This window comes from Actinomyces sp. zg296 (genome assembly GCF_009829695.1).
GTDB classification, from domain to species: domain Bacteria; phylum Actinomycetota; class Actinomycetes; order Actinomycetales; family Actinomycetaceae; genus Actinomyces; species Actinomyces marmotae.
Window position 1 is genome coordinate 65,513 of record NZ_VWPG01000004.1, and the last position, 25,743, is coordinate 91,255.

20 protein-coding genes are annotated in these 25,743 nt (G+C 72.7%); 19 read left to right on the forward strand and 1 reads right to left on the reverse strand.

Translation table 11 applies throughout. From position 1 onward, the window contains the following. Positions 1-21: 21 nt before the first annotated feature. Positions 22-2,448 (reverse strand): MMPL family transporter, encoded by a 2,427-nt coding sequence (locus tag GVV76_RS04235; RefSeq protein WP_159625231.1) that lies wholly within the window; start codon positions 2,446-2,448, stop codon positions 22-24. Positions 2,449-2,521: 73 nt separating this feature from the next. On the opposite strand from GVV76_RS04235, the gene GVV76_RS04240 reads away from it, so the two are divergent. The 19 genes from GVV76_RS04240 (at position 2,522) to carB (ending at position 25,736) form a co-directional block, all read left to right on the forward strand. Continuing rightward, the gene (locus GVV76_RS04240; RefSeq protein ID WP_159625233.1) at positions 2,522-3,916 is read left to right on the forward strand and encodes a replication-associated recombination protein A; all 1,395 of its coding nucleotides are present in this window, start codon (positions 2,522-2,524) and stop codon (positions 3,914-3,916) included. Further along, positions 3,913-4,728: a sulfite exporter TauE/SafE family protein gene (locus GVV76_RS04245; protein WP_159625235.1), complete on the forward strand. Its 816-nt coding sequence runs from the start codon at positions 3,913-3,915 to the stop codon at positions 4,726-4,728. Before GVV76_RS04240 ends, GVV76_RS04245 begins: the two co-directional genes overlap by 4 nt. A 191-nt stretch (positions 4,729-4,919) precedes the next feature. Beyond that, the gene (gene rpsD / locus GVV76_RS04250; protein WP_159523836.1) at positions 4,920-5,543 is read left to right on the forward strand and encodes a 30S ribosomal protein S4; all 624 of its coding nucleotides are present in this window, start codon (positions 4,920-4,922) and stop codon (positions 5,541-5,543) included. A gap of 217 nt (positions 5,544-5,760) precedes the next feature. After that, positions 5,761-8,475: an alanine--tRNA ligase gene (gene alaS / locus GVV76_RS04255; RefSeq protein ID WP_159625237.1), complete on the forward strand. Its 2,715-nt coding sequence runs from the start codon at positions 5,761-5,763 to the stop codon at positions 8,473-8,475. Positions 8,476-8,489: 14 nt separating this feature from the next. After that, positions 8,490-8,966: a Holliday junction resolvase RuvX gene (gene ruvX / locus GVV76_RS04260; RefSeq protein WP_159523832.1), complete on the forward strand. Its 477-nt coding sequence runs from the start codon at positions 8,490-8,492 to the stop codon at positions 8,964-8,966. Next, complete coding sequence (gene mltG, locus GVV76_RS04265) at positions 8,963-10,189, forward strand: endolytic transglycosylase MltG (protein WP_159625239.1); 1,227 nt, start codon at positions 8,963-8,965, stop codon at positions 10,187-10,189. The genes ruvX and mltG overlap by 4 nt, the downstream gene beginning before the upstream one ends. Before the next feature lie 51 nt (positions 10,190-10,240). Beyond that, positions 10,241-11,230: a shikimate dehydrogenase gene (locus tag GVV76_RS04270; protein ID WP_159625241.1), complete on the forward strand. Its 990-nt coding sequence runs from the start codon at positions 10,241-10,243 to the stop codon at positions 11,228-11,230. A 37-nt stretch (positions 11,231-11,267) separates the two neighbouring features. Continuing rightward, positions 11,268-12,494, forward strand: a complete 1,227-nt coding sequence (gene aroC / locus GVV76_RS04275) for a chorismate synthase (RefSeq protein WP_159625243.1) — start codon at positions 11,268-11,270, stop codon at positions 12,492-12,494. A 64-nt stretch (positions 12,495-12,558) separates the two neighbouring features. After that, complete coding sequence (gene aroB / locus GVV76_RS04280; RefSeq protein ID WP_159625246.1) at positions 12,559-14,436, forward strand: 3-dehydroquinate synthase; 1,878 nt, start codon at positions 12,559-12,561, stop codon at positions 14,434-14,436. Then, entirely contained in the window at positions 14,433-14,981 is a 549-nt protein-coding gene (locus GVV76_RS04285) for a shikimate kinase (RefSeq protein ID WP_159625248.1), read from the forward strand. Before aroB ends, GVV76_RS04285 begins: the two co-directional genes overlap by 4 nt. Before the next feature lie 10 nt (positions 14,982-14,991). Then, a complete protein-coding gene (locus tag GVV76_RS04290) occupies positions 14,992-15,672 on the forward strand; it encodes an FMN-binding negative transcriptional regulator (RefSeq protein ID WP_159625250.1) in 681 nt (226 codons plus the stop codon). A gap of 81 nt (positions 15,673-15,753) precedes the next feature. Beyond that, positions 15,754-16,317 carry an elongation factor P gene (efp, locus tag GVV76_RS04295; RefSeq protein WP_159523818.1) on the forward strand — a complete coding sequence of 188 codons (564 nt, stop codon included), beginning with the start codon at positions 15,754-15,756 and terminating at the stop codon, positions 16,315-16,317. A gap of 56 nt (positions 16,318-16,373) precedes the next feature. Then, the gene (nusB, locus tag GVV76_RS04300) at positions 16,374-16,904 is read left to right on the forward strand and encodes a transcription antitermination factor NusB (RefSeq protein WP_235905335.1); all 531 of its coding nucleotides are present in this window, start codon (positions 16,374-16,376) and stop codon (positions 16,902-16,904) included. Between the two features lie 55 nt (positions 16,905-16,959). Next, on the forward strand, positions 16,960-17,817 hold the full coding sequence (locus tag GVV76_RS04305) for an SDR family oxidoreductase (RefSeq protein WP_159625252.1): 858 nt from the start codon (positions 16,960-16,962) through the stop codon (positions 17,815-17,817). Between the two features lie 172 nt (positions 17,818-17,989). Further along, entirely contained in the window at positions 17,990-18,625 is a 636-nt protein-coding gene (pyrR, locus tag GVV76_RS04310) for a bifunctional pyr operon transcriptional regulator/uracil phosphoribosyltransferase PyrR (protein ID WP_159523814.1), read from the forward strand. Next, entirely contained in the window at positions 18,622-19,626 is a 1,005-nt protein-coding gene (locus tag GVV76_RS04315; protein ID WP_159523812.1) for an aspartate carbamoyltransferase catalytic subunit, read from the forward strand. The genes pyrR and GVV76_RS04315 overlap by 4 nt, the downstream gene beginning before the upstream one ends. Then, complete coding sequence (locus GVV76_RS04320; protein WP_159625254.1) at positions 19,623-20,927, forward strand: dihydroorotase; 1,305 nt, start codon at positions 19,623-19,625, stop codon at positions 20,925-20,927. Before GVV76_RS04315 ends, GVV76_RS04320 begins: the two co-directional genes overlap by 4 nt. A 143-nt stretch (positions 20,928-21,070) precedes the next feature. Further along, on the forward strand, positions 21,071-22,396 hold the full coding sequence (carA, locus tag GVV76_RS04325; RefSeq protein ID WP_159625256.1) for a glutamine-hydrolyzing carbamoyl-phosphate synthase small subunit: 1,326 nt from the start codon (positions 21,071-21,073) through the stop codon (positions 22,394-22,396). Between the two features lies 1 nt (position 22,397). Then, positions 22,398-25,736, forward strand: a complete 3,339-nt coding sequence (gene carB, locus GVV76_RS04330) for a carbamoyl-phosphate synthase large subunit (protein WP_159625258.1) — start codon at positions 22,398-22,400, stop codon at positions 25,734-25,736. Positions 25,737-25,743: the final 7 nt, after the last annotated feature.

The following is a 25,743-nucleotide window of genomic DNA, read 5'->3' on the forward strand; positions in this document are numbered from 1 at the left end:
GAATCGCCCCGCGCCGTCGTCCTACTCGGCGACCCCTGTCTTAGCCGCCCCTGACTCGGCGGCCCCTGACTCATCGCCGGCGCCGGGCTCCCGAGCATCCTCAATCGCCCCGGCGCCCTCGGTCTCGTGGGCGTCAGCGCTCTGCTCCGGCGCCCATGAGCCGCCGCCCGCCCTGACGTCCGCCCAGCGCCGCAGGGAGGGCGGAGCCCACCAGGCGCGCGGGCCCAGCAGGCTCATCGCCGCGGGGAACAGGAGGAGGCGCACGATCACCGCGTCGATGACGACCATGAGTGCCAGGATGAGGCTCACCTCCTTGATCGCGATGAGCCTGCCGGTGGTGAAGCTGACGAGGACCACCAGGAGGACCGCTCCGGCCACTGAGAGGATCCTCCCGGTGCCCTGCAGGCCGGCCGCGACCACGGCGTCGCCCCGCTCACCGCGCGCCCTGCGGTCCCTCATGCGCGTCAGGATGATGAGCTCCCGGCTCATGGCGAGCCCGGCCCCCAGGGCGAGCGCCGTGGCGACGGCGTAGCCCTCCACGCCGCCGATCGGCGTCACGCCCAGGGCGCCCGCCAGGTGGCCGTCCTGGATCAGGAGGGTCGTCGCGCCCAGGGAGGCCGCCAGGGACAGGGCCGTGGTCAGGAGCGCCAGCAGCGGGATGATGAGTGATCCCGTCATGAGGAGCATGAGGAGCATGGCCGCGCCCATGCCGATGACGATCATGATCGGCAGCGCGCCCACGAGGGCGGAGCGGAAGTCCACCTGCGTCGCCGCCTTGCCGGTCACCCATGTGTCCGCCGGCGGGTTGAGCGCGCGGACCGCCGCGACGGCCCTCTCGGCGGAAAGCGATGATGCCGAGCCCTCCAAACTGAGGTAGGCCACCGTGTACTGGCCCGCCTTGGTCTGCGTCACGCTGGACACCCCGGGCGCGTGGGCCACCTGCTCGTCGATGAACGACTTCGCGGAATCCCCGGTGGCCTGCATGATGAGCACGGCATCGGTGGCGGCGAGGTTGGGGTACTGCTCCTCCAGGACGCGCTGGTACACCCGCTGGTCGGCATTAGGGGGGAGGAGCTCGCGATCGGAGACCAGTGGGTGCAGGTGCGCCAGCGGCCACGCCAGCAGTGCCAGGAGGGCCGCACAGGCTGCAAGGACCGGCCAGGGGCGGGCCTGCGCCCCGCGCGCGAGCGCCGCGAAGGCGCCGTCGTCGCGGGAGGAGCCGTCGACCGGGTGGGCGAGGGCGCGCAGCACCGGCACCCGGCTGAGCAATGGGGGCCTGGACATGAATCCGTGGAGCAGGACGAGCGCGGCGGGGACGAGCGTGATCGCCGACAGTGCGGCCAGCGCCACGACGACCGCCCCCGCGATCGCCGTCACCCGCAGTGAGGGGGCGCCCACGGACACCAGCGCCGCCAGCGGCAGCGCCACCGCTGCGGTGGTCACGAGCACCGTTCGCCCGGCCGTGAGCATCGTGCGCTCCATGGCCTCGGCGATGAGCGGGTCGCGGCGCCCGGTGCGGCGCCGTCGGCTGCGGGCGGCGGGGGGCGCGGTCGCCCGCGGATCGGCGCGCCCGAGTCCGAGCTCCTCGCGGAAGCGGACGGTCATGAGCAGGGCGTTGTTGATCGACAGGCCCAGGCCGATCATCGTGATGACCGTGACCTCCAGCCCTCCCAGATCCACCATGAGGCTCGCGAGCCAGAGCACGCCCAGGCTCGAGACGATCGAGGTGATCCCGCCGAGCAGCGGCATGCCCGCCACGAGGAAGCCCCCGAAGACCAGGACCATGAGGATGAGCGCCGCGGGTAGGGCGAGGGCCTCCCCGCGCGCGAGATCGGCCGCGGCCTGGTCGTTGACCGCCTCCGACACGAGGGCGTCCGTGGTGACGATGCCGCTGACCCCCGGCGCGATCTGGCGCAGGTCGTCGGGCACGCGGCGCAGACGGTCCGTGACGCGCTGGACATCGCGCTGGAGCTTGCGGGCGTAGGCGGTGTCATCGGGGGAGGCGATCTCGCGGCCGTTGGGGTTGACGGTCACGAACATCAGGAAGCCACTGTGGTCCTGGGCGATGAAGGCCTGGACCCCCTTGTTCCCCAGGGGGTCCGGCACGACGAACGGGTCGGCCACGTTCACCTCGCCGACGAGGTCGTTGAGGTCGGCGTGGACCGGTGCCAGGGCGGCCGCGACCGCGTCGATCTGGGTGTCGAGGTCGAGGCCCCTCACCTGCAGGGTGACCGCCACCCCGTCGCCCTGGAGCGCGGAGTAGATGGACTGGCCCTGAGCGCTCTGGGAACCGTCGATGGAGGTCTTGGTGGGTCCGAGGCGGTTGAAGAGCCCATCGATGCCGGCACCGCCGAGCGCGGGGGTGAGCAGCACGAAGGCGATGACGGCCCAGGTCGCGACGACGAACCAGGCGTCCTTGACTATGCGGCGGGCGAGCCAGGAGAGCATGGCGGCATTGTTCCACCGATGGAACCGCCTCGCGCGCCCGGGGGCGGGGCCCGGATGAGGATAGGGTCACCCCGTGGACCTGTTCGACGCTGCCGGCACCGATGAGGCGGGCCTGCCCTCCGACGCGCGCGCGCCGCTCGCCGTGCGCATGAGGCCGCGCGATCTCAACGAGGTTCTGGGCCAGGGGCACTTGCTCGGTCCGGGCTCCCCGCTGCGCCGGCTCGTCGAGCCGGCCGGTGGCTCGGGTGGCGCGGGCGTGTCGAGCGTCATCCTCTGGGGCCCCCCGGGAACGGGCAAGACCACGCTCGCCTACCTCGTGGCGCGCGGCTCTGGCCGGCGCTTCGTCGAGCTCTCCGCGGTCACCGCCGGGGTCAAGGACGTGCGCGCCGTGGTCGCCGATGCCAGGAGGCGCCTGGCGGCCTCGGGGGAGGAGACGGTGCTCTTCATCGACGAGGTCCACCGCTTCTCCAAGTCCCAGCAGGACGCCCTGCTGCCCAGCGTGGAGAACCGATGGGTGACCCTCGTGGCGGCCACCACCGAGAATCCCTCGTTCTCCGTGGTCTCACCGCTGCTGTCCCGGTCGCTGCTGCTGACCCTCCACCCGCTCGGGCCCCACGACATCCGCGCCCTGGTGTCCCGGGCGGTCACCGATGAGCGGGGGCTCGCGGGGGCGGTGGCGCTCGACGACGACGCGCGGGAGCAGATCGTGCGCATGGCCGGATCGGACGCGCGCAAGTCGCTCACCGTGCTTGAGGCGGCCGCCGGCGCCGTCCTCGCGGCCCGGCCGCCGGGCGCCGGCGCCCCCGAGGATGGTGGGCCGCCGGTGGTGGGGCTGGCCGACGTCGAACGCGCCGCCGACATCGCCGCCGTGCGCTACGACCGCGCCGGCGACCAGCACTACGATGTGACCAGCGCCTTCATCAAGTCCATGCGCGGATCGGATCCCGACGCCGCCCTGCACTACCTGGCCCGCATGATCGCCGCGGGGGAGGACCCGCGCTTCATCGCCCGGCGCATCGTCATCCACGCGGCGGAGGACGTCGGGCTGGCCGATCCCGGGGTCCTGGCCACCGCGGTGGCGGCGCAGCAGGCGGTCGCCATGATCGGGATGCCCGAGGCCCGCATCGTCCTCGCCGAGGCGGCGCTCGCCGTGGCCACCGCGCCGAAGTCCAACGCGGTCATCACCGCCATCGACTCCGCCATCGCGGACGTGCGCGCCGGCAAGGGCGGCGCCGTGCCCGCCCACTTGCGCGACGCGCACTACGCGGGCGCCTCCGGGCTCGGGCACGGCGAGGGCTACCGCTACCCCCACGACTTCCCGCACGCCGTCGTCGCCCAGAAGTACCTGCCTGACGATCTCGACGGGAGGCGCTACTACGAGCCCACGGGCAACGGCTTCGAGAAGCAGATCGCGACCCGCCTTGAGGCCGTGAGCCGCATCCTCGGCGACGACGGGCCTGGCCGATGAGCGCCCGCCCGCCCGCGCGCGTCGCGCTGCTCGTGCTCGCCACGGGCCTGGCGTCCGGGTTCCTCGCCGGCCTGTTCGGCGTCGGCGGTGGCCTCGTCATCGTGCCCGCGCTCATGAGTGTCCTGCGCATGGACCAGCGTCGCGCGGCCGCCACCTCACTGGCCGCCATCGTCGTCACCGCCGCCGTCGGCACTGTCTCCTACGCCCAGCGCGGCCAGGTCTCCCTTGAGGCCTTCGCCATCGTGAGCGTGGGTTCCCTGGCCGGGGCGCGACTGGGGACATGGCTGCTGCGGCGCCTGCCCCGCGCGGTCCTGCCGTGGGTCTTCGTCGGATTCACCCTCAGCGTCATCATCTCCCAGCAGTTGCGCTCTCCCGTGCGCGAGGCCGCGCTCGTCCTCGACCCGGTGGGCGCCATCGGCCTGGTCGCCGTCGGGCTGGTGGCGGGGATCCTGGCCGGCCTGGTCGGCGTAGGAGGCGGCGGTGTCATCGTGCCCGGCTTGCAGCTCGTCGTCGGCGTCGGCGACCTCCTGGCCCGCGGAACCTCCCTGCTCATCATGATCCCCACCGCGATGGTCGGCACCTGGTCGAACCTGCGTCACTCCGTGGTGGACCTGCGCGTGGGCCTGCTCGTCGGCGCGGCAGCCGTCGTGTCCGCACCCCTGGGCGCCCGGGCGGCCGCCGCCCTGAGCCCCACGGCCGGAACCGTCCTGTTCAACATCTTCCTCGTGTGCGTCATGCTCACCATGCTGTTCAAGGAGCGCCTGCGCCGGCAGGCGGACCGCGCCGGGGGCCAGGAGCGCGGCGGGGCCTGAGGAACCGGTCACACGGGCCGGTCATGGCTCGCCGCGGCGAGCGCCAACCGCTAGTGTTCCTGGGTCGCCGTCGCGCGGGCGCGTACCGTGCGCGGCAACCCCTGGGGTCCTGGCCCGCTCACGTGGCTGACCCCGCGCCACGAGCACCCGCCCGTGGCGTGCGATCACTCCGACAGGAAGAAGAGACGAGCATGAGCTCCTCCCGCTCCCGCCGCCAGGTGCGCCTCTCGCGCGCCCTCGGTATCCCGCTGACCCCCAAGGCCGTGCGCTACTTCGAGAAGCGCCCCTACGGCCCCGGCGAGCACGGCCGCGCCCGTCGCCGCACCGAGTCCGACTATGCCGTCCGCCTCAAGGAGAAGCAGCGCCTGCGCGCCCAGTACGGCATCCGCGAGGCCCAGCTCCAGCGCGTCTTCGAGGAGGCACGCCGCGAGAAGGGCCTGACCGGTGAGTCGCTCGTCGAGTTGCTCGAGATGCGCCTGGACGCCCTCGTCCTGCGCGCCGGCATCGCCCGCACGATCGCCCAGGCCCGCCAGGCCGTCGTGCACCGCCACATCGTCGTCGACGGCAAGGTCGTGGACCGGCCCTCCTACCGCGTGCGCCCCGGCCAGACCATCCAGGTCCGCAGCCGCTCCCAGGTCATGGTGCCCTTCCAGGCCGCCGCCGCCGGCGTGCACCGTGACGTCCTCCCGACTGTCCCGGAGTACCTCAAGGTGGACCTCGAGAAGCTCTCCGCCACCCTGGTGCGCCGCCCCAAGCGTGACGAGGTCCCGGTGACCTGCGACGTTCAGATGGTCGTCGAGTACTACTCCCGCTGAGCCGATCGGGCCCGCTGGCCCGCCCAGTGCGGGGTGCCCCGCGCCGGACTGCCGGTGCGGGGCACCCCGCGTTCCAGGGGTAGGCTCGCTCCTGGGCACAACCCGGTCCTCCGACCGCCCTCGGCCGAAGGGCCCGGGCCGGTCAGGCCGGAACCAACCACGTCCCCGCTCCACCTACCCGCGGGGGCACCGATCACCCCCGAGCACGAGGACCCCTATGCGCACCTCCGAGATCCGCTCCCGCTGGCTCGACTTCTTCGCCTCCAAGGATCACGAGATCCGGCCGTCGGTGCCCCTCATCTCGCCCGACCCGTCCATCCTGTTCACCGTGGCGGGCATGGTCCCCTTCATCCCCTACATCCTGGGCACCGAGCCGGCGCCCTGGCCCAGGGCCGCCAGCGTGCAGAAGTGCATCCGCACCAACGACATCGACAACGTCGGCCGAACCACTCGCCACGGCACGTTCTTCCAGATGAACGGCAACTTCTCCTTCGGCGACTACTTCAAGGAGGGGGCGATCCAGTACGCCTGGGAGCTGTTGACCACGCCTACGAGCGCCGGGGGGTACGGCCTGGACGGCGACCGCCTGTGGATGACCATCTGGGAGAAGGACGAGGTCTCCTGGGATTACCTCACCAAGACCATCGGCGTTGACCCCCTCCATGTGCAGAAGCTCCCCTTCGCGGAGATCTCCTGGTCCACGGGCCAGCCCGGCCCCGCCGGCGCCTGCTGCGAGATCCACTACGACCGCGGCCCGGCCTACGGCCCCGACGGCGGCCCCGAGGCGGACACCGCCGGCGACCGCTTCCTGGAGATCTGGAACCTCGTCTTCGACGAGTTCGTCCGTGGGGAGGGCGAGGGCCATGACTTCGAGCTCGTCGGCGAGCTCGACTCCACCGCCATCGACACCGGCGCCGGGCTGGAGCGCATCGCCTTCCTCCTCCAGGACAAGCCCAACATGTACGAGATCGACGAGGTCTACCCCGTCATCGCCGCCGCTGAGGCGATGAGCGGGCGCGCTTACGGCCGGGGAGCCGACGGCCCGGAGGCCGGGGCGGCCTACCTGGACGACGTGCGCATGCGTGTTGTGGCCGACCACGTCCGCAGCGCCCTCATGCTCATCGGCGATGGCGTGCGCCCCGGCAACGACGGCCGTGGCTATGTCCTGCGCCGGCTCATCCGCCGCGCCGTGCGCTCCATGCGCCTGCTCGGCGTCGACGAGGCCTCCCTGCCCACCCTCCTGACGGCCTCCAAGGACGTCATGAGGCTGTCCTACCCCGAGCTCGAGGAGCGCTGGGGGACCATCTCGGAGGTCGCCTACGGCGAGGAGGAAGCCTTCCGCCGCACCCTCACCTCCGGAACCACCATCCTGGACACCGCCGTCGGGCGGGCCCGCGAGCGAGCGTCCACGGCCGGCGCGCGGCCCCTGGTGAGCGGGCAGGACGCCTTCGAGTTGCACGACACCTACGGCTTCCCCATCGACCTGACCCTGGAAATGGCCGCCGAGCAGGGCGTCGATGTCGATGAGACCGCCTTCCGCTCGCTCATGGATGAGCAGAAGGAGCGCGCCCGCGCCGACGCCCGCGCCAAGAAGACCGGGCACATCGACGTCCGCCTCTTCCAGGACATCGAGCGCTCCATGGGAGGGGGATCGGAGTTCCTCGGTTACACCGAGGCCTCCGCCGAGGCCACCGTCGCCGGTCTCCTGCTCGACGGCCGGCCCGAGGTGGTGGCCACCGCCCCGGCGCAGGTCGAGGTGGTCCTGGACCGCACCCCCTTCTACGCCGAGATGGGCGGCCAGCTCGCCGACCACGGCGTCATCCGCCTGGCCGCTGGCGGCATCGTTGAGGTCGGCGACGTCCAGGCCCCCATCCGCGGCCTGTTCGTTCACCGGGGCACCCTCACCGAGGGCACCATCGCCGTGGGGGAGAGGGCCTACGCCGAGATCGACGCCGAGCGGCGGCTGGCCATCGCCCGGGCCCACACCTCCACCCACATGGTGTACGCCGGGCTGCGCCGCACCGTCGCCCCGGACTCCGAGCAGGCCGGGTCGGAGAACTCGCCCTCCCGGCTGCGCTTCGACTTCTCCCACAACACGGCGCTGACCACTGGGCAGGTCAATGACATCGAGGCCCTCGTCAACGAGAAGCTCGCCGAGGACCTCCTGGTCCGCACCGAGACCATGAGCCTTGAGGACGCCAAGGCCTCCGGCGCTATCGCCTTGTTCGGTGAGAAGTATGGCGCCGAGGTCCGTGTCGTCACCATCGGCGACAACTTCGACCGCGAACTGTGCGGCGGCACCCATGTGCCCACCACCGGGCGAATCGGGCGCATCGCCATCCTGGGCGAGTCCTCCATCGGCTCGGGCGTGCGGCGCATCGACGCCCTCGTGGGGGATGGCGCGTACGGATTCCAGGCCAAGGAGCACGCCCTCGTCTCTCAGTTGTCCACCATGATCGGCGGGCGTCCCGAGGAGTTGCCCGAGCGCATCGAGTCCCTCATGGGCCGCCTCAAGGACGCCGAGAAGCGCCTGGCCGCCGCCGAGCAGGCCGCGATGGCGGCCCGGGCCGCCGAGGTGATCAACGGTGCGCGGCGCGTGGGCGCCTATCGCCTGGCCGCCGCCGACCTCGGCGCGGTGTCCAACGCCGACCTCCTGCGCTCCCTCGTCCTCGACGCCCGCGAGCGCCTCGGTGAGGCGGAGCCGACGGTGATCGTGGCCGCCGGGGTGTCAGGTGAGCGCCCCGTCATCGTCGTGGCCACCAACGCCGCCGCCCGTGACGCCGGCGCCAGGGCGGGGGACCTCGTCAAGGCGGCCGCCAAGGCCCTCGGTGGCGGAGGCGGCGGCAAGCCGGACCTCGCCCAGGGCGGTGGCCAGAACGTCGCCGCCATCCCCGAGGCGATGACCGCCATCACCCAGGCCCTGGGCGCCTGAGCCCAGGGGGAGCCATGCGCAGCGGAGTCCGCCTGGCGTTCGACGTCGGCAAGGCCAGGATCGGGGTCGCCAGGTGCGACGCCGAGGCGATCCTGGCCATTCCGGTGGTCACGCTCAAGCGGGATCGTTACGGCGGCGACATTGATGAGGCGGCCGAACTGGTCGCCGAGCACGGGGCCATTGAGGCTATTGTGGGCTTGCCCGTCTCCCTTGGGGGCAAGCGGACCCCGTCCACGCGTGACGCGAGGGACTGGGCGAGCGCTCTCGCGCGGGCCATCTCGCCTGTGATGGTCAGGCTCGTCGACGAGCGGCTCTCCACGGTGTCGGCGCATCAGGCGCTCCACGCCAGTGGGCGCCATGAGAAGGATTTCCGGGGCGTCGTCGACCAGGCGGCCGCCGTGGTCATCCTCAACCAGGCCCTGGAGGCCGAGCGTTCCACGGGCTCGCCGATCGGTGAGACCGTCACCCCGACCAGGAGAGATTCGCGATGAGCCAGGACGACCTCTTCGAGCAGATCGGCATCACCTCCGATGACCCGCTGGCTGTCGAGCCACCGTCCAGGCGCGGCAAGGCCCGGCGCGAGAAGGCGCGCAAGAGGCGCCGCTTCCGCCGTCGTGTGCTCACCGCGCTTATCCTCAGCGTTGTCGTGGCTGGCGCGGGCGCGGGCGCCTACTGGGGATACGGGGTGCTGCACGGAGTTCACGCGCAGAACTCCGCCGCGACGGACTACCCGGGTGAGGGCGAGGGCTCGGTGGTCGTGGAGATCCCCCAAGGCGCCTCGGGCCAGATCATCGCCGATCTGCTGTACAAGAACGACGTCGTCGCGTCCCCGAAGGCCTTCATCGACGCGTTCAAGGCCAACTCGGAGTCTGCCAACATCCAGCCCGGCACCTACACGCTCAAGGAGAAGATGTCCGGAGCCTCCGCCGTGGCCGCCCTGCTCGACCCGGCCTCCCGAGCCGACCACTCCCTGACCATCCCCGAGGGATTCACCAAGGACCAGGTCAAGGAGAAGGTCATGAGCGTCATGCGGGTTAGCGCGGAAGACGTTGACGCCGCCTACAAGGACCTCAAGGGCATCGGCCTGCCCGAGGTTGCGAAGGGGAACGTCGAGGGCTGGCTCGCCCCGGGCACGTACGACCTCAAGGAGGGTGAGACCGTCACGCAGGTCTTCGCCAGGATGGTCACCGCCACGGCCGCTCGCCTCCAAAAGCTGGGCTTCGATCCCGCGGCGTACGAGGACGCCCTCATCAAGGCCTCCATCGTCGAGAGGGAGGCTGGAAGCCAGAAGAACTTCAGGAAGGTCGCCCGCGTCGTGGAGAACCGCCTGACGCAGACCGACGCCGAGACCGGCGGCCGGCTTGAGATGGACTCCACCATCCTCTACGGGCTCGGGCGCACCGGCGGCGTGCCCTCCAAGGAAGAGGTCGCCGACGCCTCCAACCCCTACAACACCTACCGGAACACGGGCCTGCCCCCGACCCCGATCGGCAGCCCCGGCGAGGCGGCTCTCAAGGCCGTCGCCAGTCCGGAGGAGGGCGGCTGGCTCTACTTCGTCACCGTTGACCTCAACACTGGGGAGACGCTCTTCGCCAAGACGAAGCAAGAGCAGGATGAGAACACCAAGAAACTCACCGCCTTCTGCCAGGCCAACCCGGATGTGTGCAACGGCAGCTCCGCCACCGCCACCCCGAAGCCGGCTTCGGCCCGCTGAGCCGGGCCACCAGGTGGGCGCTGGGCGGGCATGAGGAGGGCCGCTGACCCGATGACACGCATCGACACCCCCGCGGGCGCGCCGCCCGCGCCCGCCCACCGGGCGGCAGTCATCGGCGATCCCATCGCCCATTCGCTGTCCCCCGCGCTCCACCGCGCCGCCTATGAGGGCCTCGGCCTGGCCGACTGGTCCTATGAGGCGCTCCGGGTAGCGCCCGGCGAGCTGGCCGGCCTCGTCGACGCCCTGCGCGCCCCCGCGGGCGAGGAGCCCGCCTGGGCGGGGCTGTCGGTGACGATGCCCCACAAGCAGGCCATCATGCCGATGCTCGACCTCATCGATCCTCTCGCCCAGGTGGTCGGGGCGGTCAACACCGTCGTCGCCCAGCGCTCCGGCTCCGGTCCCGCCCTTCTGGCGGGCTTCAACACCGATGTGGCCGGCATCTCCGGCGCGCTGAGGGAGGCGCGCGAGAGCCATGGGAGCGCGACCCGCGCCGCGGCCCCCTCCAGGGGCGCGGGCCGTCCGGCGCCCACCGCGCTCGTCCTCGGCTCGGGGGCCACGGCCTGCTCCGCCCTCGCCGCGCTCCCCGAGCTCGGCGCCCATGGCATCACGGTGGCCGCCCGCCGCCACGCGGGCCCGGGTCGCGCGCTCGTCGCCGCCCACCGCATGGGCCTGGAGATCCAGGCCCTCACCTGGCGGCCCGGGGAGCCCGCCTCCGATGCCGTCGTCGCCCAGGCCGCCGCCGGGGCCGATCTCGTGGTCTCCACCCTGCCCCGGGGCGCGTCAGACACCCTCGCTGAACCTCTCACCCAGGCGCTCGATGCCCGCGGCGGCACCCGGCGCGAGGCCGTCCTCCTCGACGTCGTCTACGCGCCCTGGCCCACCGCCCTGGCCCGCGCCTGGAGCGGAGCCGGAGGCGCGATCGCGCCCGGCTGGCTCATGCTCCTGCACCAGGCGGTGGCCCAGGTCCGTCTCATGACCGGCCGCTCGCCGGATGCCAGCGCCATGCGCGGGGCCCTGATGGGCGCGCTTGGCACTCGGTGACCGCGCGCCGGCGCCGACCCTGTGCGATGATCCACCCATGCTGCGATGGATGACTGCCGGCGAGTCCCACGGCGAGGCGCTGACCGCGCTCATGGAGGGCGCGCCCGCGGGCGTGGCCATCACCAGCGCGCGGATCGGCTCCGCTCTGGCCCGGCGCCGGCTCGGCCACGGCCGCGGCGCCCGCCAGCGCTTCGAGCGCGACGAGCTGAGCGTCATCGGGGGCATCCGCCACGGTGTGACCATCGGCAGCCCCATCGCCCTGCGGATCGGGAACTCCGAATGGCCCAAGTGGCGCACCGTCATGAGCGCCGACCCCGTCGCCGCCGAGGACCTGCTCATCGACGCCGGCACCGGCGATGAGCGCGAGATCGCCCGCAACCGGCCCCTGACGCGCCCGCGCCCCGGGCACGCCGACCTCCCGGGCACCCTCAAGTACGACCTCCCCGACGCCCGGCCCGTCCTGGAGAGGGCCTCAGCGCGCGAGACCGCCGCGCGGGTGGCGCTGGGCGCCGTCGCCGAGGCCATCCTCGAGCAGATCGCCGGCATCAGGCTCGTCAGCCACGTGGTGCGCATCGGGGAGGTCCGTCTGCCGGCCGGCGCGCCCACACCCACGCCCGAGGACACCGAGCGCCTCGACGCCGACCCCGTGCGCTGCGTCGACCCGGCCACGAGCGCGGCCATGGTCGAGCGCATCGACGCCGCGCGCAAGGACGGGGACACCCTCGGGGGAGTGGTCGAGGTCATCGCCACCGGCGTCCCCATCGGCCTGGGCACGCACACCGTCGCCGGATCACGCCTCGACGCCCGGCTCGCCGGCGAGCTCATGAGCATCCAGGCCGTCAAGGGCGTGGAGATCGGGGACGGCTTCGAGACCGCCGCGCTGCCCGGCAGCCGGGCCCACGATGAGATCCTCGCCTTCGCCGACGGCGCCGTCACCCGCGCCTCCAACCGGGCCGGGGGCATCGAGGGCGGCATGAGCAACGGCTCCCCGATCCGCGTGCGGGCCGCCTACAAGCCGATCTCCACCGTTCCCCGAGCCCTGCGCAGCGTGGACCTGGCCACGGGGGAGCCCGCCACCGGCCTCCACCAGCGATCAGACACCACTGCGGTGGTGCCCGGGGCCGTCATCGCCCAGGCGGCCACCGCCCTCGTCCTCGCCCAGGCCCTCCTGGACAAGACGGGTGGCGACTCGGTGACCGAGTGCGCCAGAAACCTGCGCGCCTACACCGAGCGCATCGCCGAGCGGACCCGCTGGACCGCCTGAGCCCCGACCGATCCACCGCGGGCGCCGGGCGGCGCCACCGGGAACCACCGATGAGGAGACCCGCATGAGCCACAACCGCACGGACCCCGCCGCCACGGCGATCATCAACCGGGAGCGCCTGCCGCTGGTGCTGGTCGGCCTGCCGGGCGCGGGCAAGACGACGGTCGCCCGCCTCCTCGCCGCCGCCCTGGGCATCCAGGTGACCGACACCGACGCCGAGATCCGGCGCCGGGCGCGCATGACCATCCCCGAGATCTTCACCGCCGAGGGCGAGGAGGGCTTCCGCGACCGCGAGACCCGCGCGCTGCGGGAAGTCCTGGAGTCCCTCGGCGCGGCCCACGGGATCGTCGCCCTGGGCGGCGGCGGCGTCCTGCGCCCGGAGAACCGCGAGATGCTGCGGCACCACACCGTCGTCTACCTCTCCGCCCGGCCCGCCACCGCCGCCCAGCACGTCGGCAGCGGGGAGGGCCGCCCCCTCATCAGCCCCGGATCGGACTCCGACGCGGCCCTCACCGCGGTGCGGGCCTGCCAGGGGGCGCTGACCGGCGTGCTGGCGCGCATGGAGGCGCTCGACGCCGAACGTCGCCCCCTCTACGAGGAGATCGCCACCGTCACCGTGCCCACCGATGGGCTCAGCCCGGCCCAGGTGGCCGCCCTCGTGCTCGTCTCCCTCGGGGCGACGCCGGCAGCCACCGCCCGGGGACTAGCCCATGCGGGCATCCTCTCTCACGCGCCCGCTCGCCGGGAGCCGTCGCCCGAGGCGCCCGCCGGCCCCGAGCCTCGGCGGCCCGCCGGCCCCCGCGTGACCGAGGACCCTGAGGGCGCCACCACCGTCCACGTCCCCGGGGCGCGGGGTTACGACGTCGTCATCGGGCGCGGGCTCCTCGCCCCTCGGGTGACGAGGGCGGTCCTCGCCTCACCGGGCCAGGGCGCGGGCGGCGTCGGGATCATCCACCCCGGCGTCCTCGCCCAGGCCGCCGGGAGACTGGCCGGGGACCTCCACGCGGCCGGCCTGCGGACGGCCCTCATCGAGGTCCCCGACGGGGAGGCCTCCAAACGTGCCGACGTGCTGTCCTCCATCTGGGAGCACCTCGGGCGGGCGGGGCTGGGCCGCGACGGCTGCCTCATCGGCGTTGGTGGCGGGGCGACCACGGACCTCGCCGGCTTCGCCGCGGCCACCTGGCTGCGGGGCATCCCCGTCGTCCAGGCTCCCACCACCCTCCTGGCCATGGTCGACGCCGCCGTTGGCGGGAAGACCGGCATTGACACCGCCGCCGGCAAGAACCTCGTGGGGGCCTTCCACACGCCCAGCGCCGTGGTCGCCGACCTCGGCATCCTGGCCGGCCTCCCGCTCGACGAGCTGCGCGCCGGGCTCGGTGAGGTCATCAAATGCGGGCTCATCCAGGACGAGGAGATCCTGCGGCTCGTCGAGGCCGACCCGGCCGCCTGCCTGCGCTCAGACGCGCCCGTCCTGGCCGAGCTCGTGCGCCGGGCGGTCCTGGTCAAGGCCGCCGTCGTGGCCCAGGACCTCACCGAGTCCGGGCTGCGCGAGATCCTCAACTACGGGCACACCTACGGCCACGCCATCGAGCGGATCACCGACTACACGTGGCGCCACGGCGAGGCCGTGGCAGTCGGATGCGTCTTCGCCGCCGAGATCGCCCACCGGAGGGGACTGCTGAGCGGCAAGGGCCTCGCCCGCCACCGCGAGGCCCTGGAGGCGGTCGGCCTGCCGGTGGCCTTCCCCGACGGCGCTGAGCGCTGGGACGACCTGCGCGCGGCGATGCGCTCGGACAAGAAGAACCGCGCCGGACGGCTGCGCATGGTGCTCGTCGAAGACCGCTTCGGTCCGCTGCGGCCCATCAGGGGCGTCGAGCCCACCCCGGGCGAGCTCGAGGCGGCCCACCGCGCCGTGACCGCGAGCCCGGAGGGAGCCGCATGAGCGGCGCGACGGCGATCGCCCTCATCGGCCCGCCCGGCGCCGGCTGCACCACCGTCGCCCGCGCCCTCGCCGGGCTGCTGGGCGCGCCCTGCCTGGACCTCGGCGCCCAGACCGCCGCCCGGCTCGGCACCGAGGAGGAGCTCGCGCTCGTGGCCACCCCGGAAGCCGAGTACCGGCGCGTTGAGGAGTCGGTCGCCCTCGGGCTCATCGAGGCCGCCCGCGCCTCCGGCGGCATCCTCGCCCTGGGATCGGGCTGCCTGGGATCCGAGCGCGTCAGGGCCGCCCTGGCCGCCCTGCCCGGGCACGGGGGCGCCGTCGTCGGCCTGACCGCCTCCGTGCGGCGCCTGGCCACCCGCAACGGCCTCGACGCCCCGCGCTCGGTGGCCCTGGGCACCATCCACCACGAGTTCACCCAGATGCTGCGCGAGCGCGAGGCGCGCTGCCGGCGGGTTACCGGCGTCGTCATCGACACCTCGGAGCGGGAGCCGGCGGACTGCGCGGACCAGATCGTGGCGCTCCTCGACACCCCCGCCCCCCGTCCCTAGCCTGAGCCGCATGTACGTCGCCCAGCACTTCGAGTTGCCCGAGGACTACACCCGTCGGCTCCTGACCTCGCCGCGCCGGGGCAACCTCGTCACCGTCCACGACCACGGCCCCGAGGCCACTCTCGTCCCCTTTTACTACGACGACGCCGCGGGCGCCCTCGTCACCCACCTGGTGAGGAACAACCCCCAGGCCGCCGAGCCCCTCGCGCAACCCACCGGGCTCGTCATCCTCGACGAGGCCGATGCCTACGTCTCCCCGAGCATGTACGCCACCAACGCGGTCATGCCGAACGTCCCCACCTGGGACTACATCACGCTTCACGTCAGCGGGCGGGTCCGCGTTGACCCCAGTCCCGACGCGGCCCTGGAGGCCGCCGTGCGGCTCACCGAGGCCATGGGCGATGGCGGCACCCTGAGCGCCGTCGGACGGGACAAACTCCAGCGGATGTCGCGGGCGATCGTCGCCGTGAGCGTTGAGGCGACGACGGTGCGCGGCAAGGCGAAGATGAGCCAGAACCGCCACCCTGATGATGTGCGCGGCCTCATCGCCGCCATGGAGGCCCAAGGGGAGGAGCGCTTGGCCCGGTACCTGCGAGAAGTCTCCCTGCCCTACGCGGAGGAGCGCTTCGCGACGATCACCCGCCTGCGCGGCGCGCGCAGGGCTGTCGCCGGCCCTGGCCTGGCACGGTAGACTCACCGCGTCCTAGACGTGCCGGGCCCCGCGGGCAGCCCAGGGAGCCCGGCCCCCGACTTGAAGTAGAGGAAACCACTCGTGGCAACGACGAACGACCTGAAGAACGGCCTGGTGCTCAACCTGGAGGGCCAGCTGTGGCAGGTGGTGGAGTTCCAGCACGTCAAGCCCGGCAAGGGCCCGGCCTTCGTGCGCACCAAGCTCAAGAACGTCCTGTCCGGCAAGACCGTGGACAAGACCTTCAACGCCGGCCTCAAGATCGAGACCGCCACTGTCGACCGCCGCGACATGCAGTACCTGTACAAGGACGGTGACGACTACGTCTTCATGGACGTCAAGTCCTACGAGCAGACCAACGTGCCTTCCGACGTCGTCGGCGGCGCCGCCACCTTCCTTCTGGAGAACCAGGAGGTCATCGTGGCCTTCCACGAGTCCTCCGTGCTCTTCGTCGAGATGCCCCCCTCCGTGGTGCTCACCATCTCCCACACTGAGCCCGGCCTCCAGGGCGACCGGTCCAACGCCGGCACCAAGCCTGCGACCGTGGAGACCGGCGCTGAGATCCAGGTCCCGCTGTTCCTCAACACCGGTGACAGGGTGAAGGTGGACACGCGCTCGGGCACCTACATCTCCCGCGTCAACGACTGAGGCCCGCCGTGCCAGCCCTGCCCGCTGACGACGCCGCGGCCGACCCGCGCGAGGGGATCCCCGCGCCCGGCGTCGAGTCCGCGTCGGCGCCGCGCTCCTCAAGCCCCTCGGGGGTCGCCTCGAAGCACGCCGTTACCGCCCGCACGAAGGCGCGGCGGCGGGCCATCGAGATCTTGTTCGAGGCGGACCAGAAGGGCCTCCTGCGCCCTTCGCGCGAGGGGGACCGCTCCGGTGCGGCCGAGCGCCTGCGCGATCTGGCCGTGGAGCGCGCCGTCCACTCCGCCAACCACACCGAGGCGCCCGCCTACGCCCGTGAGATCCTCGCCGGGTTAGCCGATCACCTGGCCGAGGTCGACGACGTCATCGAGGCATACGCCCAGGAGTGGGCGCTGGCCCGCATGCCCGCAGTCGATCGCGCCATCGCCCGCGTGGCCGTGTGGGAGATCGTCCACAACGATGACGTCGACGGCCCCGTGGCCGTCGATGAGGCCATGACCCTGGCCCGGATCCTGTCCACCGACGACTCCCCGCGCTACCTCGGCGGCCTCCTCGGGCGCGTCGTCGACCTCGCCGACACGCTGCGCTGAGCGCGCTGCCCGGCGCGGGGCAGGGCGCCCCGGCGCGACCGTCTACGCTGGCCGCATGAGCAACCGCATCGCCCTCACCGGCGCGACCGGTCACATAGGCGGCATGGCCGCCGACATCCTCCACGCCAGGGGCGTGCCCGCCCGCCTCCTCGTGAGGGACCCGTCGCGGGCCCCCTCTTGGGCCGACGACGTCGCGGTCGCGCCCTATGGCGACCAGGAGGCGTGCCGGGCCGCCCTGGCGGGGATCGACGTCCTCCTCATGGTCTCGGCGCATGAGGCCGAGGACCGGCTCGAGCAGCACCTGGCCCTCATTGGGGCCGCGCGTGACGCCGGCGTGAGCCATGTCGTTTACACCTCGTTCCTTTCGGCTGCCCCCGACGCCGTCTTCACCTACGCGCGCACCCACTGGTCCACCGAGCGGGCCCTGGCGGCCTCCGGCATGGGATGGACCTTCCTTCAGGACTCCTTCTACGCCGACGACTTCCCCGAGTTCGCCGTGGACGGCGTCATCGCGGGACCGGCGGGGGACGGGCGCGTGGGCGCCGTCGCCCGGGTGGACGTCGGCCGCTGCGCCGGCGCGGTCCTCCTGGACCTCGCGGGCGCCGGGCAGCGCCCAGCATCGGCGCACGACGGCGCCACCTACCGGCTCACCGGCCCGGCCGCCCTCAGCCTGGCCGAGATCGCCCAGGCCCTTACCGAGCACGGCAGCCCCACCGTCTACCGCGCCGAGACGATCGAGGAGGCCTACGCCAGCCGCGAGGCGTACGGGGCGCCGGACTGGGAGTTGGACGGCTGGGTGAGCACCTACGCCTCCATCGCCTCCGGGGCCCTCGACGTCGTCACCGATGACGTGCGCACCCTCACCGGGCGGGAGCCGATGTCCTTCGCCGACCTGCTCGCCACGCGGGGCTGAGTGACCCCGGCACCGCCTTGGGGGCACGAGGCCCGCTTGCCGCCGCGCGTCACGTGGCCAGTTTCACAGGCCCATGACGCGTCCGCGTGCGGCTGGGCGACTCGCCACGCGCTAACCTCGGGGCGCCAGACATCCTTTAAGTCCGTCCAGAGAGGCGGGGAAGGGGGCCTTCATGGCCATGAATCTGTCAGGCGCCACTGCCGGCGCACCCACGAGCGGGAAGAAGATCCTCGGCGACGCCGAGATCGCGCGCTCCCTCCTGCGCATCGCGCACGAGGTGGTCGAGCGCAACCGCGGATTGGAGGACGTGGTCCTCCTGGGCATCCCCAGCGGGGGAGTGCCCCTCGCGCACCGGCTGGCCGAGGCCCTCGCCGTCGCCGCGGGCACCAACACCGCGATCGACCCCGCCGCCAACGCGAGCCCCACGATCGAGGTCGGCACCCTCGACATCACCATGTACCGCGACGACCTGGGCCGCCACCCCATCCGCGTGCCGCGGCCCACCACCACCCCCGCCGGGGGCATCGACGGGCGCACCGTCATCCTCGTCGACGACGTCCTCTACTCGGGCCGCACCATCCGTGCCGCCCTGGACGCCATCGGCGCCATCGGCCGCCCGTCCTCCGTGCAGCTGGCCGTCCTCGTGGACCGGGGCCATCGCGAGCTGCCCATCCGCGCCGACTACGTCGGCAAGAACCTTCCCACCTCCCGGTCCGAGAAGGTCGTCGTCGCCCTCACCGAGCTGGGCGCCACCCAGGACGCCGTCACGATCGAGACCATCCCGGCCAGCGAGGAGGCCACCCGATGAAGCACCTGCTGAGCGCCAAGGACCTGGGCCACGACGAGACCGTCATGGTCCTCGACACCGCCGAGGCGATGGCCGCCACCCAGAAGCACGCCGTCAAGAAGCTCCCCACCCTGCGCGGCAAGACCGTCGTCAACCTCTTCTTCGAGGACTCCACGCGCACGCGGCTCTCCTTCGAGGCGGCCGCCAAGCGGCTGAGCGCCGACGTCATCAACTTCTCCGCCAAGGGCTCCTCCCTGTCCAAGGGCGAGTCCCTCAAGGACACCGCCCAGACGATTATGGCCATGGGCGCCGACGCCGTCGTGGTGCGCCACAGCGCCTCGGGCGCCGCCCACCTCCTGGCCCATGCCGGCTGGATCAACGTCCCCGTGCTCAACGCGGGCGACGGCACCCACCAGCACCCCACCCAGTCGCTCCTGGACGCCATGACCCTGCGCCGCTGGTACGCCCCCGGCGGGCCGGCCAGCGGGGCCGGGCGCGCCGCGGACGGATCGCCCGCCCCCCGGGGCCGCGACCTGGACGGGGCCCGGGTCATCATCGTCGGGGACGTCCTCCACTCGCGCGTGGCCCGCTCCAACGTGGACATGCTCACCCACCTGGGGGCCTCCGTCACCCTCGTCGCCCCGCCGACTCTCCTGCCCGTGGGCATGGAGGACTGGCCTTGCGAGGTCTCCTACGACTTCGACGACGCCATCGCCTCCGTCGAGCCCGACGCCGTCATGATGCTGCGCGTCCAGCGCGAGCGCATGAGCGCCGCGGGCGGCGGCTTCTTCCCCAGCCCCGCCGAGTACTCGCGCGCCTACGGCCTGGACGCCCTGCGCCGGGCCGCCATGCCCGAGCACGCCATCGTCATGCACCCCGGGCCCATGAACCGCGGCCTGGAGATCACCGCCGAGGCCGCGGACGACCCGCGCTCGCGCATCATCGAGCAGGTCGGCAACGGGGTCTCCGTGCGCATGGCCGCCCTCTACCTCCTCCTCGCCGACGAAGGGAACCAGCTGTGACCGCCCACCTCATCACCGGTGCCCGCCCCTACGGCGAGGACACCGCGGACATCCTCATCATCGATGGCGTTATCGCCGCGATCGGTCCCGACGCCGCCGCCCAGGCGCCCGCCGGCGCCACCCGCCACGACGCCACCGGCCTCGTCGCCCTGCCGGGCCTCGTCGACATCCACACCCACCTGCGCGAGCCCGGCGGCGAGTCGGCCGAGACCGTCTACACCGGCACCCGCGCCGCCGCCGTCGGCGGCTACACCGCCGTCTTCGCCATGGCCAACACCAACCCGGTCCAGGACAACGCCGGCGTCGTCGAGCAGGTCCTGCGCCTGGGCCAGGACGCCGGCTGGGTGGATGTCCACCCCGTCGGCGCCGTCTCCCGGGGCCTCAAGGGCGAGCAGCTGAGCGAGATGGGCGCCATGGCGTCCTCCGCCGCCCAGGTGCGCGTCTTCTCCGACGACGGCAAGTGCGTCCACGACCCCGTCCTCATGCGCCGGGCCCTGGAGTACGTCAAGTCCTTCGACGGCGTCATCGCCCAGCACTCCCAGGACCCGCGCCTGACCGAGGGCTCCCAGATGCACGAGGGCGCCGTCTCGGCCGAGCTCGGCCTGCGCGGCTGGCCGGCGGTCGCCGAGGAGTCGATCATCGCTCGCGATGTGCTCCTGGCCGAGCACGTGGGCTCGCGCCTGCACGTGTGCCACCTGTCCACCGCTGGCAGCGTCGACATCATCCGCTGGGCCAAGGCCCGGGGCATCAATGTCACCGCCGAGGTCACCCCGCACCACCTCCTGCTCACCGATGAGAAGGCGCGCACCTACTCGCCGCTGTACAAGGTCAACCCGCCGCTGCGCACAGAGGAGGACGTCGAGGCCGTCCGCGAGGCGCTCGCCGATGGCACCATCGACGTCGTCGGCACCGACCACGCCCCCCACCCCGTGGAGGACAAGGACTGCGAGTGGGCCGCCGGCGCCTTCGGCATGACGGGCCTGGAGACGGCCCTGCCGATCATCATCGCCACGATGGTCGAGCCTGGTCGCATGACCTGGCGCGACGTCGCCCGCGTCCTGTCCACCACGCCCGCCCTCATCGGGCGCGCCGAGGACCAGGGCCAGGGGCTCGATGCCGGAGCGCCCGCGAACCTCTGCCTCGTCGACCCGTCGGTCAGGAGGGTCGTCGACCCAGCCGCCCAGTGGACGCGCTCGGCCAACAGCCCCTTCGCGGGCATGGAGCTGCCCGGCCAGGTGATGGCCACCTTCCTCCACGGCCGCCCCACGGTCCTTGACGGCAGGCCCGTCGAGGCCGCCTGATCCAGCGCCCCTCCGGCGGGCGGCGCCCCCACGCGCCGCCCGCCGGTCCGGCGCGCCCTGCCCACTCCCTCCCGCACCCCGGACGCTCCCTGGGCCCAGGGCCCCTCTCACCCGCTCCACCACTCACCCCTCAGGAGCCGCACATGGCAACCAATGGAAGCGCCGGGGCCGCCACAGCCCCCGGCTCGACGGGCGCCGCCGCCCGGCCCCCCGCGATCCTCGTCCTGGAGGACGGCTACGTCCTGCGCGGGCGCGCCTACGGCGCTCAGGGCCGCGCGCTCGGCGAGATCGTCTTCAACACCGGCATGACCGGCTACCAGGAGACCCTCACCGATCCCTCCTACCACCGCCAGATCATCACGATGACCGCGCCGCACATCGGCAACACGGGCATCAACGACGAGGACTCCGAGTCCTCGCGCATCTGGGCGGCCGGTTTCATCGTCCGTGACCCGGCCAGGCGGGCCTCGAGTTGGCGCTCGCGCGGCGAGTTGGAGGACGCGCTCATCGACTCCGGTGTCGTCGGCCTCTCCCACGTGGACACCCGGGCGCTCACCTGCCACTTGCGCGAGCGTGGCGCCATGCGCGCCGGCATCTTCTCCGGCGACGCCCTGCCCATCGGCGCCGCCCACGAGGGGCCGGGCTCGGCCGCCGCCATCGACATCTGCCTGGACATCGTCCGCAGGAGCCCCACCATGGCCGGCCGGGCCCTCGCCGGGGAGGTCACCACGTCGGCCGGCTACGTCGTCGAACCCAGCGGCGCCTTCGCCGGGCGCGAGCCCGTCGTGACCGTGGCCGCCATCGACCTGGGGATCAAGAGCCGCACTCCCGCCCAGCTCGCCGAGCGCGGCGCGCGCGTCCACGTCCTGCCGCAATCCACCACCCTGGCCGAGGTCCTCGCCCTGGGCCCTGACGGTGTCTTCTTCTCCAACGGCCCCGGCGATCCCGCCACCGCCACCGCTGAGGTCGAGCTCCTGCGCGGCGTCCTGGACGCCGGCATCCCCTTCTTCGGGATCTGCCTGGGCAACCAGCTGCTCGGGCGGGCCCTGGGCTACGGCACCTACAAACTCGACTACGGGCACCGCGGCATCAACCAACCCGTCCTCGACTGTGCCACCGGGAGAGTGGAGATCACCTCCCACAACCATGGGTTCGCCGTGGACGCCCCCACGGGCGCCCCCACCACGGCGCCCTTCGACTCCGGGCGCTACGGGCGCGTCGAGGTCAGCCACGTGGGGCTCAACGACGGCGTCGTCGAGGGCCTGCGCGCCCTCGACATCCCCGCCTTCTCCGTCCAGTACCACCCCGAGGCCGCCGCCGGCCCCCACGATGGCGAGCACCTCTTCGACCGGTTCATCACCCTCATGCGCGCCCACCGCGGCGCCCCGGGCGCCCCTGGCGCCGGAGTTGCGGCCCCCGCCCATCCGGGCAGCCCCGTCATGCCCGTCAACCCCATCAAGGAGGCCTGAGATGCCATTGCGCGACGACATCCGCTCCGTGCTCGTCATCGGCTCCGGCCCGATCGTCATCGGGCAGGCCTGCGAGTTCGACTACTCGGGCACCCAGGCCTGCCGAGTCCTGCGCGCCGAGGGCATCAGGGTCATCCTGGTCAACTCCAACCCGGCCACCATCATGACCGACCCGGGGATGGCCGACGCCACCTACATCGAGCCCATCACCACTGAGGCCCTGACCACCATCATCGCCCGGGAGCGGCCCGACGCCCTGCTGCCAACGCTCGGCGGGCAGACCGCCCTCAACGCCGCCATGGCACTCGTCGAGGCCGGCGTGCTGGAGCGCTACGGCGTCAAGCTCATCGGGGCCAGTGCCGAGGCCATCAACGCCGGCGAGGACCGCGACGCCTTCAAGGCCGTCGTCGAGCGCTGCGGCGCCGAGGTGGCCCGCAGCGTTATCGCCCACACGCTCGACGAGTGCCACGCTGGGGTCGAGGCCCTGGGCGGCTACCCCGTCGTCGTGCGCCCCTCCTTCACCATGGGCGGGCTCGGCTCGGGCGTGGCCCACAGCGCCGAGGACCTCGAGCGCATCGCCGGCGCGGGCCTGGCCGCCTCGCGCACCACCGAGGTGCTCCTAGAGGAATCGATCCTGGGCTGGAAGGAGTACGAGCTCGAGCTCATGCGCGACACCGCGGACAACGTCGTGGTCGTGTGCTCCATCGAGAACGTCGACCCCGTGGGCGTCCACACCGGCGACTCGATCACCGTCGCCCCCGCCCTGACCCTGACCGACCGCGAGCTCCAGCGCCTGCGCGACATCGGCATGGCCGTCATCCGTGAGGTCGGCGTGGACACCGGCGGCTGCAACATTCAGTTCGCCGTCGACCCGGCCACCGGCCGCGTCATCGTCATCGAGATGAACCCCAGGGTCTCGCGCTCCTCCGCCCTGGCCTCCAAGGCCACCGGCTTCCCGATCGCCAAGATCGCCGCGCGCCTGGCCGTGGGCTACACGCTCGACGAGATCCCCAACGACATCACCGGCTCCACGCCCGCCTCCTTCGAGCCGGCCATCGACTACGTCGTCGTCAAGGTGCCGCGCTTCGCCTTCGAGAAGTTCCGGGGCGCCGACCCGACCCTGACGACCACCATGAAGTCCGTCGGCGAGGCCATGGCCATTGGGCGCTGCTTCACCGAAGCCCTGCTCAAGGCCATGCGATCGATTGACAAGCGCGGCTCGGTGTTCCACTGGGAGGGCCCCGCCCCCGACGCCGAGGCCACGGCCGCGCTCCTGGAAGCGATCCGCACCCCCACCGAGGGCCGGCTCATCGAGGTCCAGCAGGCCATCCGTGGCGGCGCCACCATCGAGGAACTCCACGAGGCCACCGGCATCGACCCCTGGTTCCTCGACCAGCTCATGGCGCTGGAGGAGATCGCCGCGGCGGTGCGCCAGGCGCCCGCCCTGACCCCCGGGCTCCTGGGCGAGGCCAAGCGCCACGGCCTGTCCGATCAGCAGATCGCCGTCCTGCGGGGCCTGGGCGAGGGGACCGTGCGCGAGATCCGCCACGCCTACGGCCTGCGGCCCGTCTACAAGACCGTGGACACCTGCGCCGCCGAGTTCGCCGCCCGCACCCCCTACCTGTACTCCAGCTACGACCTGTCCACGGAGGTGGCCCCCCGCGAGCGCGAGGCCGTCATCATCCTGGGATCGGGGCCCAACCGCATCGGGCAGGGCATCGAGTTCGACTACTCGTGCGTGCACGCCACCATGGCGCTGGCCGAGCGCTACGAGACCATCATGGTCAACTGCAACCCCGAGACGGTCTCCACTGACTACGACATCTCCGACCGCCTCTACTTCGAGCCCCTCACCTTCGAGGACGTCATGGAGGTCTACGAGGCCGAGCTCGCCGCGGGCCCCATCGCCGGCGTCATCGTTCAGCTCGGCGGGCAGACGCCCCTGGCGCTGGCCGCCCGCCTCAAGGCCGCGGGCGTGCCGATCCTGGGAACCAGCCCCGAGGCGATCGATGCCGCGGAGGACCGCCAGGTCTTCGGCGGGGTCCTCGAGCGGGCCGGCCTCGCCGCCCCCGCCCACGGCACCGCCCGTTCCCACGAGCGCGCCCTGGCGGTGGCCGAGGAGATCGGCTACCCGGTGCTCGTGCGCCCCAGCTACGTGCTCGGCGGGCGCGGCATGGAGATCATCTACGAGCGCTCCGGACTGGTCGACTACCTCGCCCGCGCGGAGCAGGAGGCCGGGGGAGCGGAGGCGGTGTACTCCGCCGGCCCGCTGCTCGTGGACCGCTTCCTCGACGATGCCATCGAGATCGACGTCGACGCCCTCTACGACGGCGAGGAGCTGTTCCTGGGCGGCGTCATGGAGCACATCGAGGAGGCCGGTATCCACTCCGGGGACTCCTCCTGCGTGCTCCCCCCGATGACCCTGTCCGACGCCGAGATCGCCCGCATCCGCTCCGCCACAGAGGCCATCGCCGCCGGTGTGGGCGTGCGCGGCCTCATCAACATCCAGTTCGCCCTCATGGGCGGCGCGCTCTACGTCATCGAGGCCAACCCGCGGGCTTCGCGCACCGTGCCCTTCGTTTCCAAGGCCACCGGCGTCGCCCTGGCCAAGGCGGCCGCCCGGCTCATGGCGGGGGAGTCGATCGCCCAGTTGCGCGAGCGCGGGGCGCTGCCCGCCGAGGACGCCTCGACGCCCGGCATCCCCAGCGTCATCGCCGTTAAGGAGGCCGTGCTGCCCTTCAAGCGCTTCCGAACCCGCTCCGGGCGCGTCGTCGACCCGATCCTGGGCCCCGAGATGCGCTCCACCGGCGAGGTCATGGGCTGCGACGTGGACTTCCCCAAGGCCTTCGCCAAGTCCCAGACCGCGGCCTACGGCGGCCTGCCCACCGAGGGCGCGCTGTTCGTCTCCGTGGCCGACCGCGACAAGAGGGCGATGATCCTGCCCGTGGCCAGGCTCGCCGAGCTCGGCTTCCAGGTCTACGCCACGAGCGGCACCGCCCAGGTGCTGCGGCGCAACGGGATCAGCGCGACGCCCGTGCGCAAACTCAGCGAGGGCGTCGGCGAGCACGGGGAGGACACGATCGTCGGCCTCATCGAGGCCGGCGCCATCGACATGGTCGTCAACATCCCGCAGGGCCAGGGCGCCCGCGCCGACGGCTACGCGATCCGCGAGGCCACCACCAGCGCGGACAAGCCGATCATCACCACCGTCCACCAGTTGCAGGCCACCGTCCAGGCGCTTGAGGCGCAGCTGCGGGGCGCCTTCTGGGTGCGCAGCCTCCAGGAGATGCGTGCCCCGAGCCCCGCCAGCGCCCCCGCCACCGAGCATCACGATGACTGAGGAGACA

Coding starts and splice junctions, on each gene's coding strand:
- rpsD (WP_159523836.1), top strand. CDS start 4,920: ATGAGCTCCTCCCGCTCCCGCCGCCAGGTGCGCCTCTCGCGCGCCCTC.
- GVV76_RS04315 (WP_159523812.1), top strand. CDS start 18,622: ATGAAGCACCTGCTGAGCGCCAAGGACCTGGGCCACGACGAGACCGTC.
- GVV76_RS04235 (WP_159625231.1), bottom strand. CDS start 2,448: ATGCTCTCCTGGCTCGCCCGCCGCATAGTCAAGGACGCCTGGTTCGTC.
- aroC (WP_159625243.1), top strand. CDS start 11,268: ATGCTGCGATGGATGACTGCCGGCGAGTCCCACGGCGAGGCGCTGACC.
- GVV76_RS04305 (WP_159625252.1), top strand. CDS start 16,960: ATGAGCAACCGCATCGCCCTCACCGGCGCGACCGGTCACATAGGCGGC.
- ruvX (WP_159523832.1), top strand. CDS start 8,490: ATGCGCAGCGGAGTCCGCCTGGCGTTCGACGTCGGCAAGGCCAGGATC.
- alaS (WP_159625237.1), top strand. CDS start 5,761: ATGCGCACCTCCGAGATCCGCTCCCGCTGGCTCGACTTCTTCGCCTCC.
- pyrR (WP_159523814.1), top strand. CDS start 17,990: ATGGCCATGAATCTGTCAGGCGCCACTGCCGGCGCACCCACGAGCGGG.
- carB (WP_159625258.1), top strand. CDS start 22,398: ATGCCATTGCGCGACGACATCCGCTCCGTGCTCGTCATCGGCTCCGGC.
- GVV76_RS04285 (WP_159625248.1), top strand. CDS start 14,433: ATGAGCGGCGCGACGGCGATCGCCCTCATCGGCCCGCCCGGCGCCGGC.
- GVV76_RS04245 (WP_159625235.1), top strand. CDS start 3,913: ATGAGCGCCCGCCCGCCCGCGCGCGTCGCGCTGCTCGTGCTCGCCACG.
- GVV76_RS04270 (WP_159625241.1), top strand. CDS start 10,241: ATGACACGCATCGACACCCCCGCGGGCGCGCCGCCCGCGCCCGCCCAC.
- GVV76_RS04290 (WP_159625250.1), top strand. CDS start 14,992: ATGTACGTCGCCCAGCACTTCGAGTTGCCCGAGGACTACACCCGTCGG.
- mltG (WP_159625239.1), top strand. CDS start 8,963: ATGAGCCAGGACGACCTCTTCGAGCAGATCGGCATCACCTCCGATGAC.
- aroB (WP_159625246.1), top strand. CDS start 12,559: ATGAGCCACAACCGCACGGACCCCGCCGCCACGGCGATCATCAACCGG.
- carA (WP_159625256.1), top strand. CDS start 21,071: ATGGCAACCAATGGAAGCGCCGGGGCCGCCACAGCCCCCGGCTCGACG.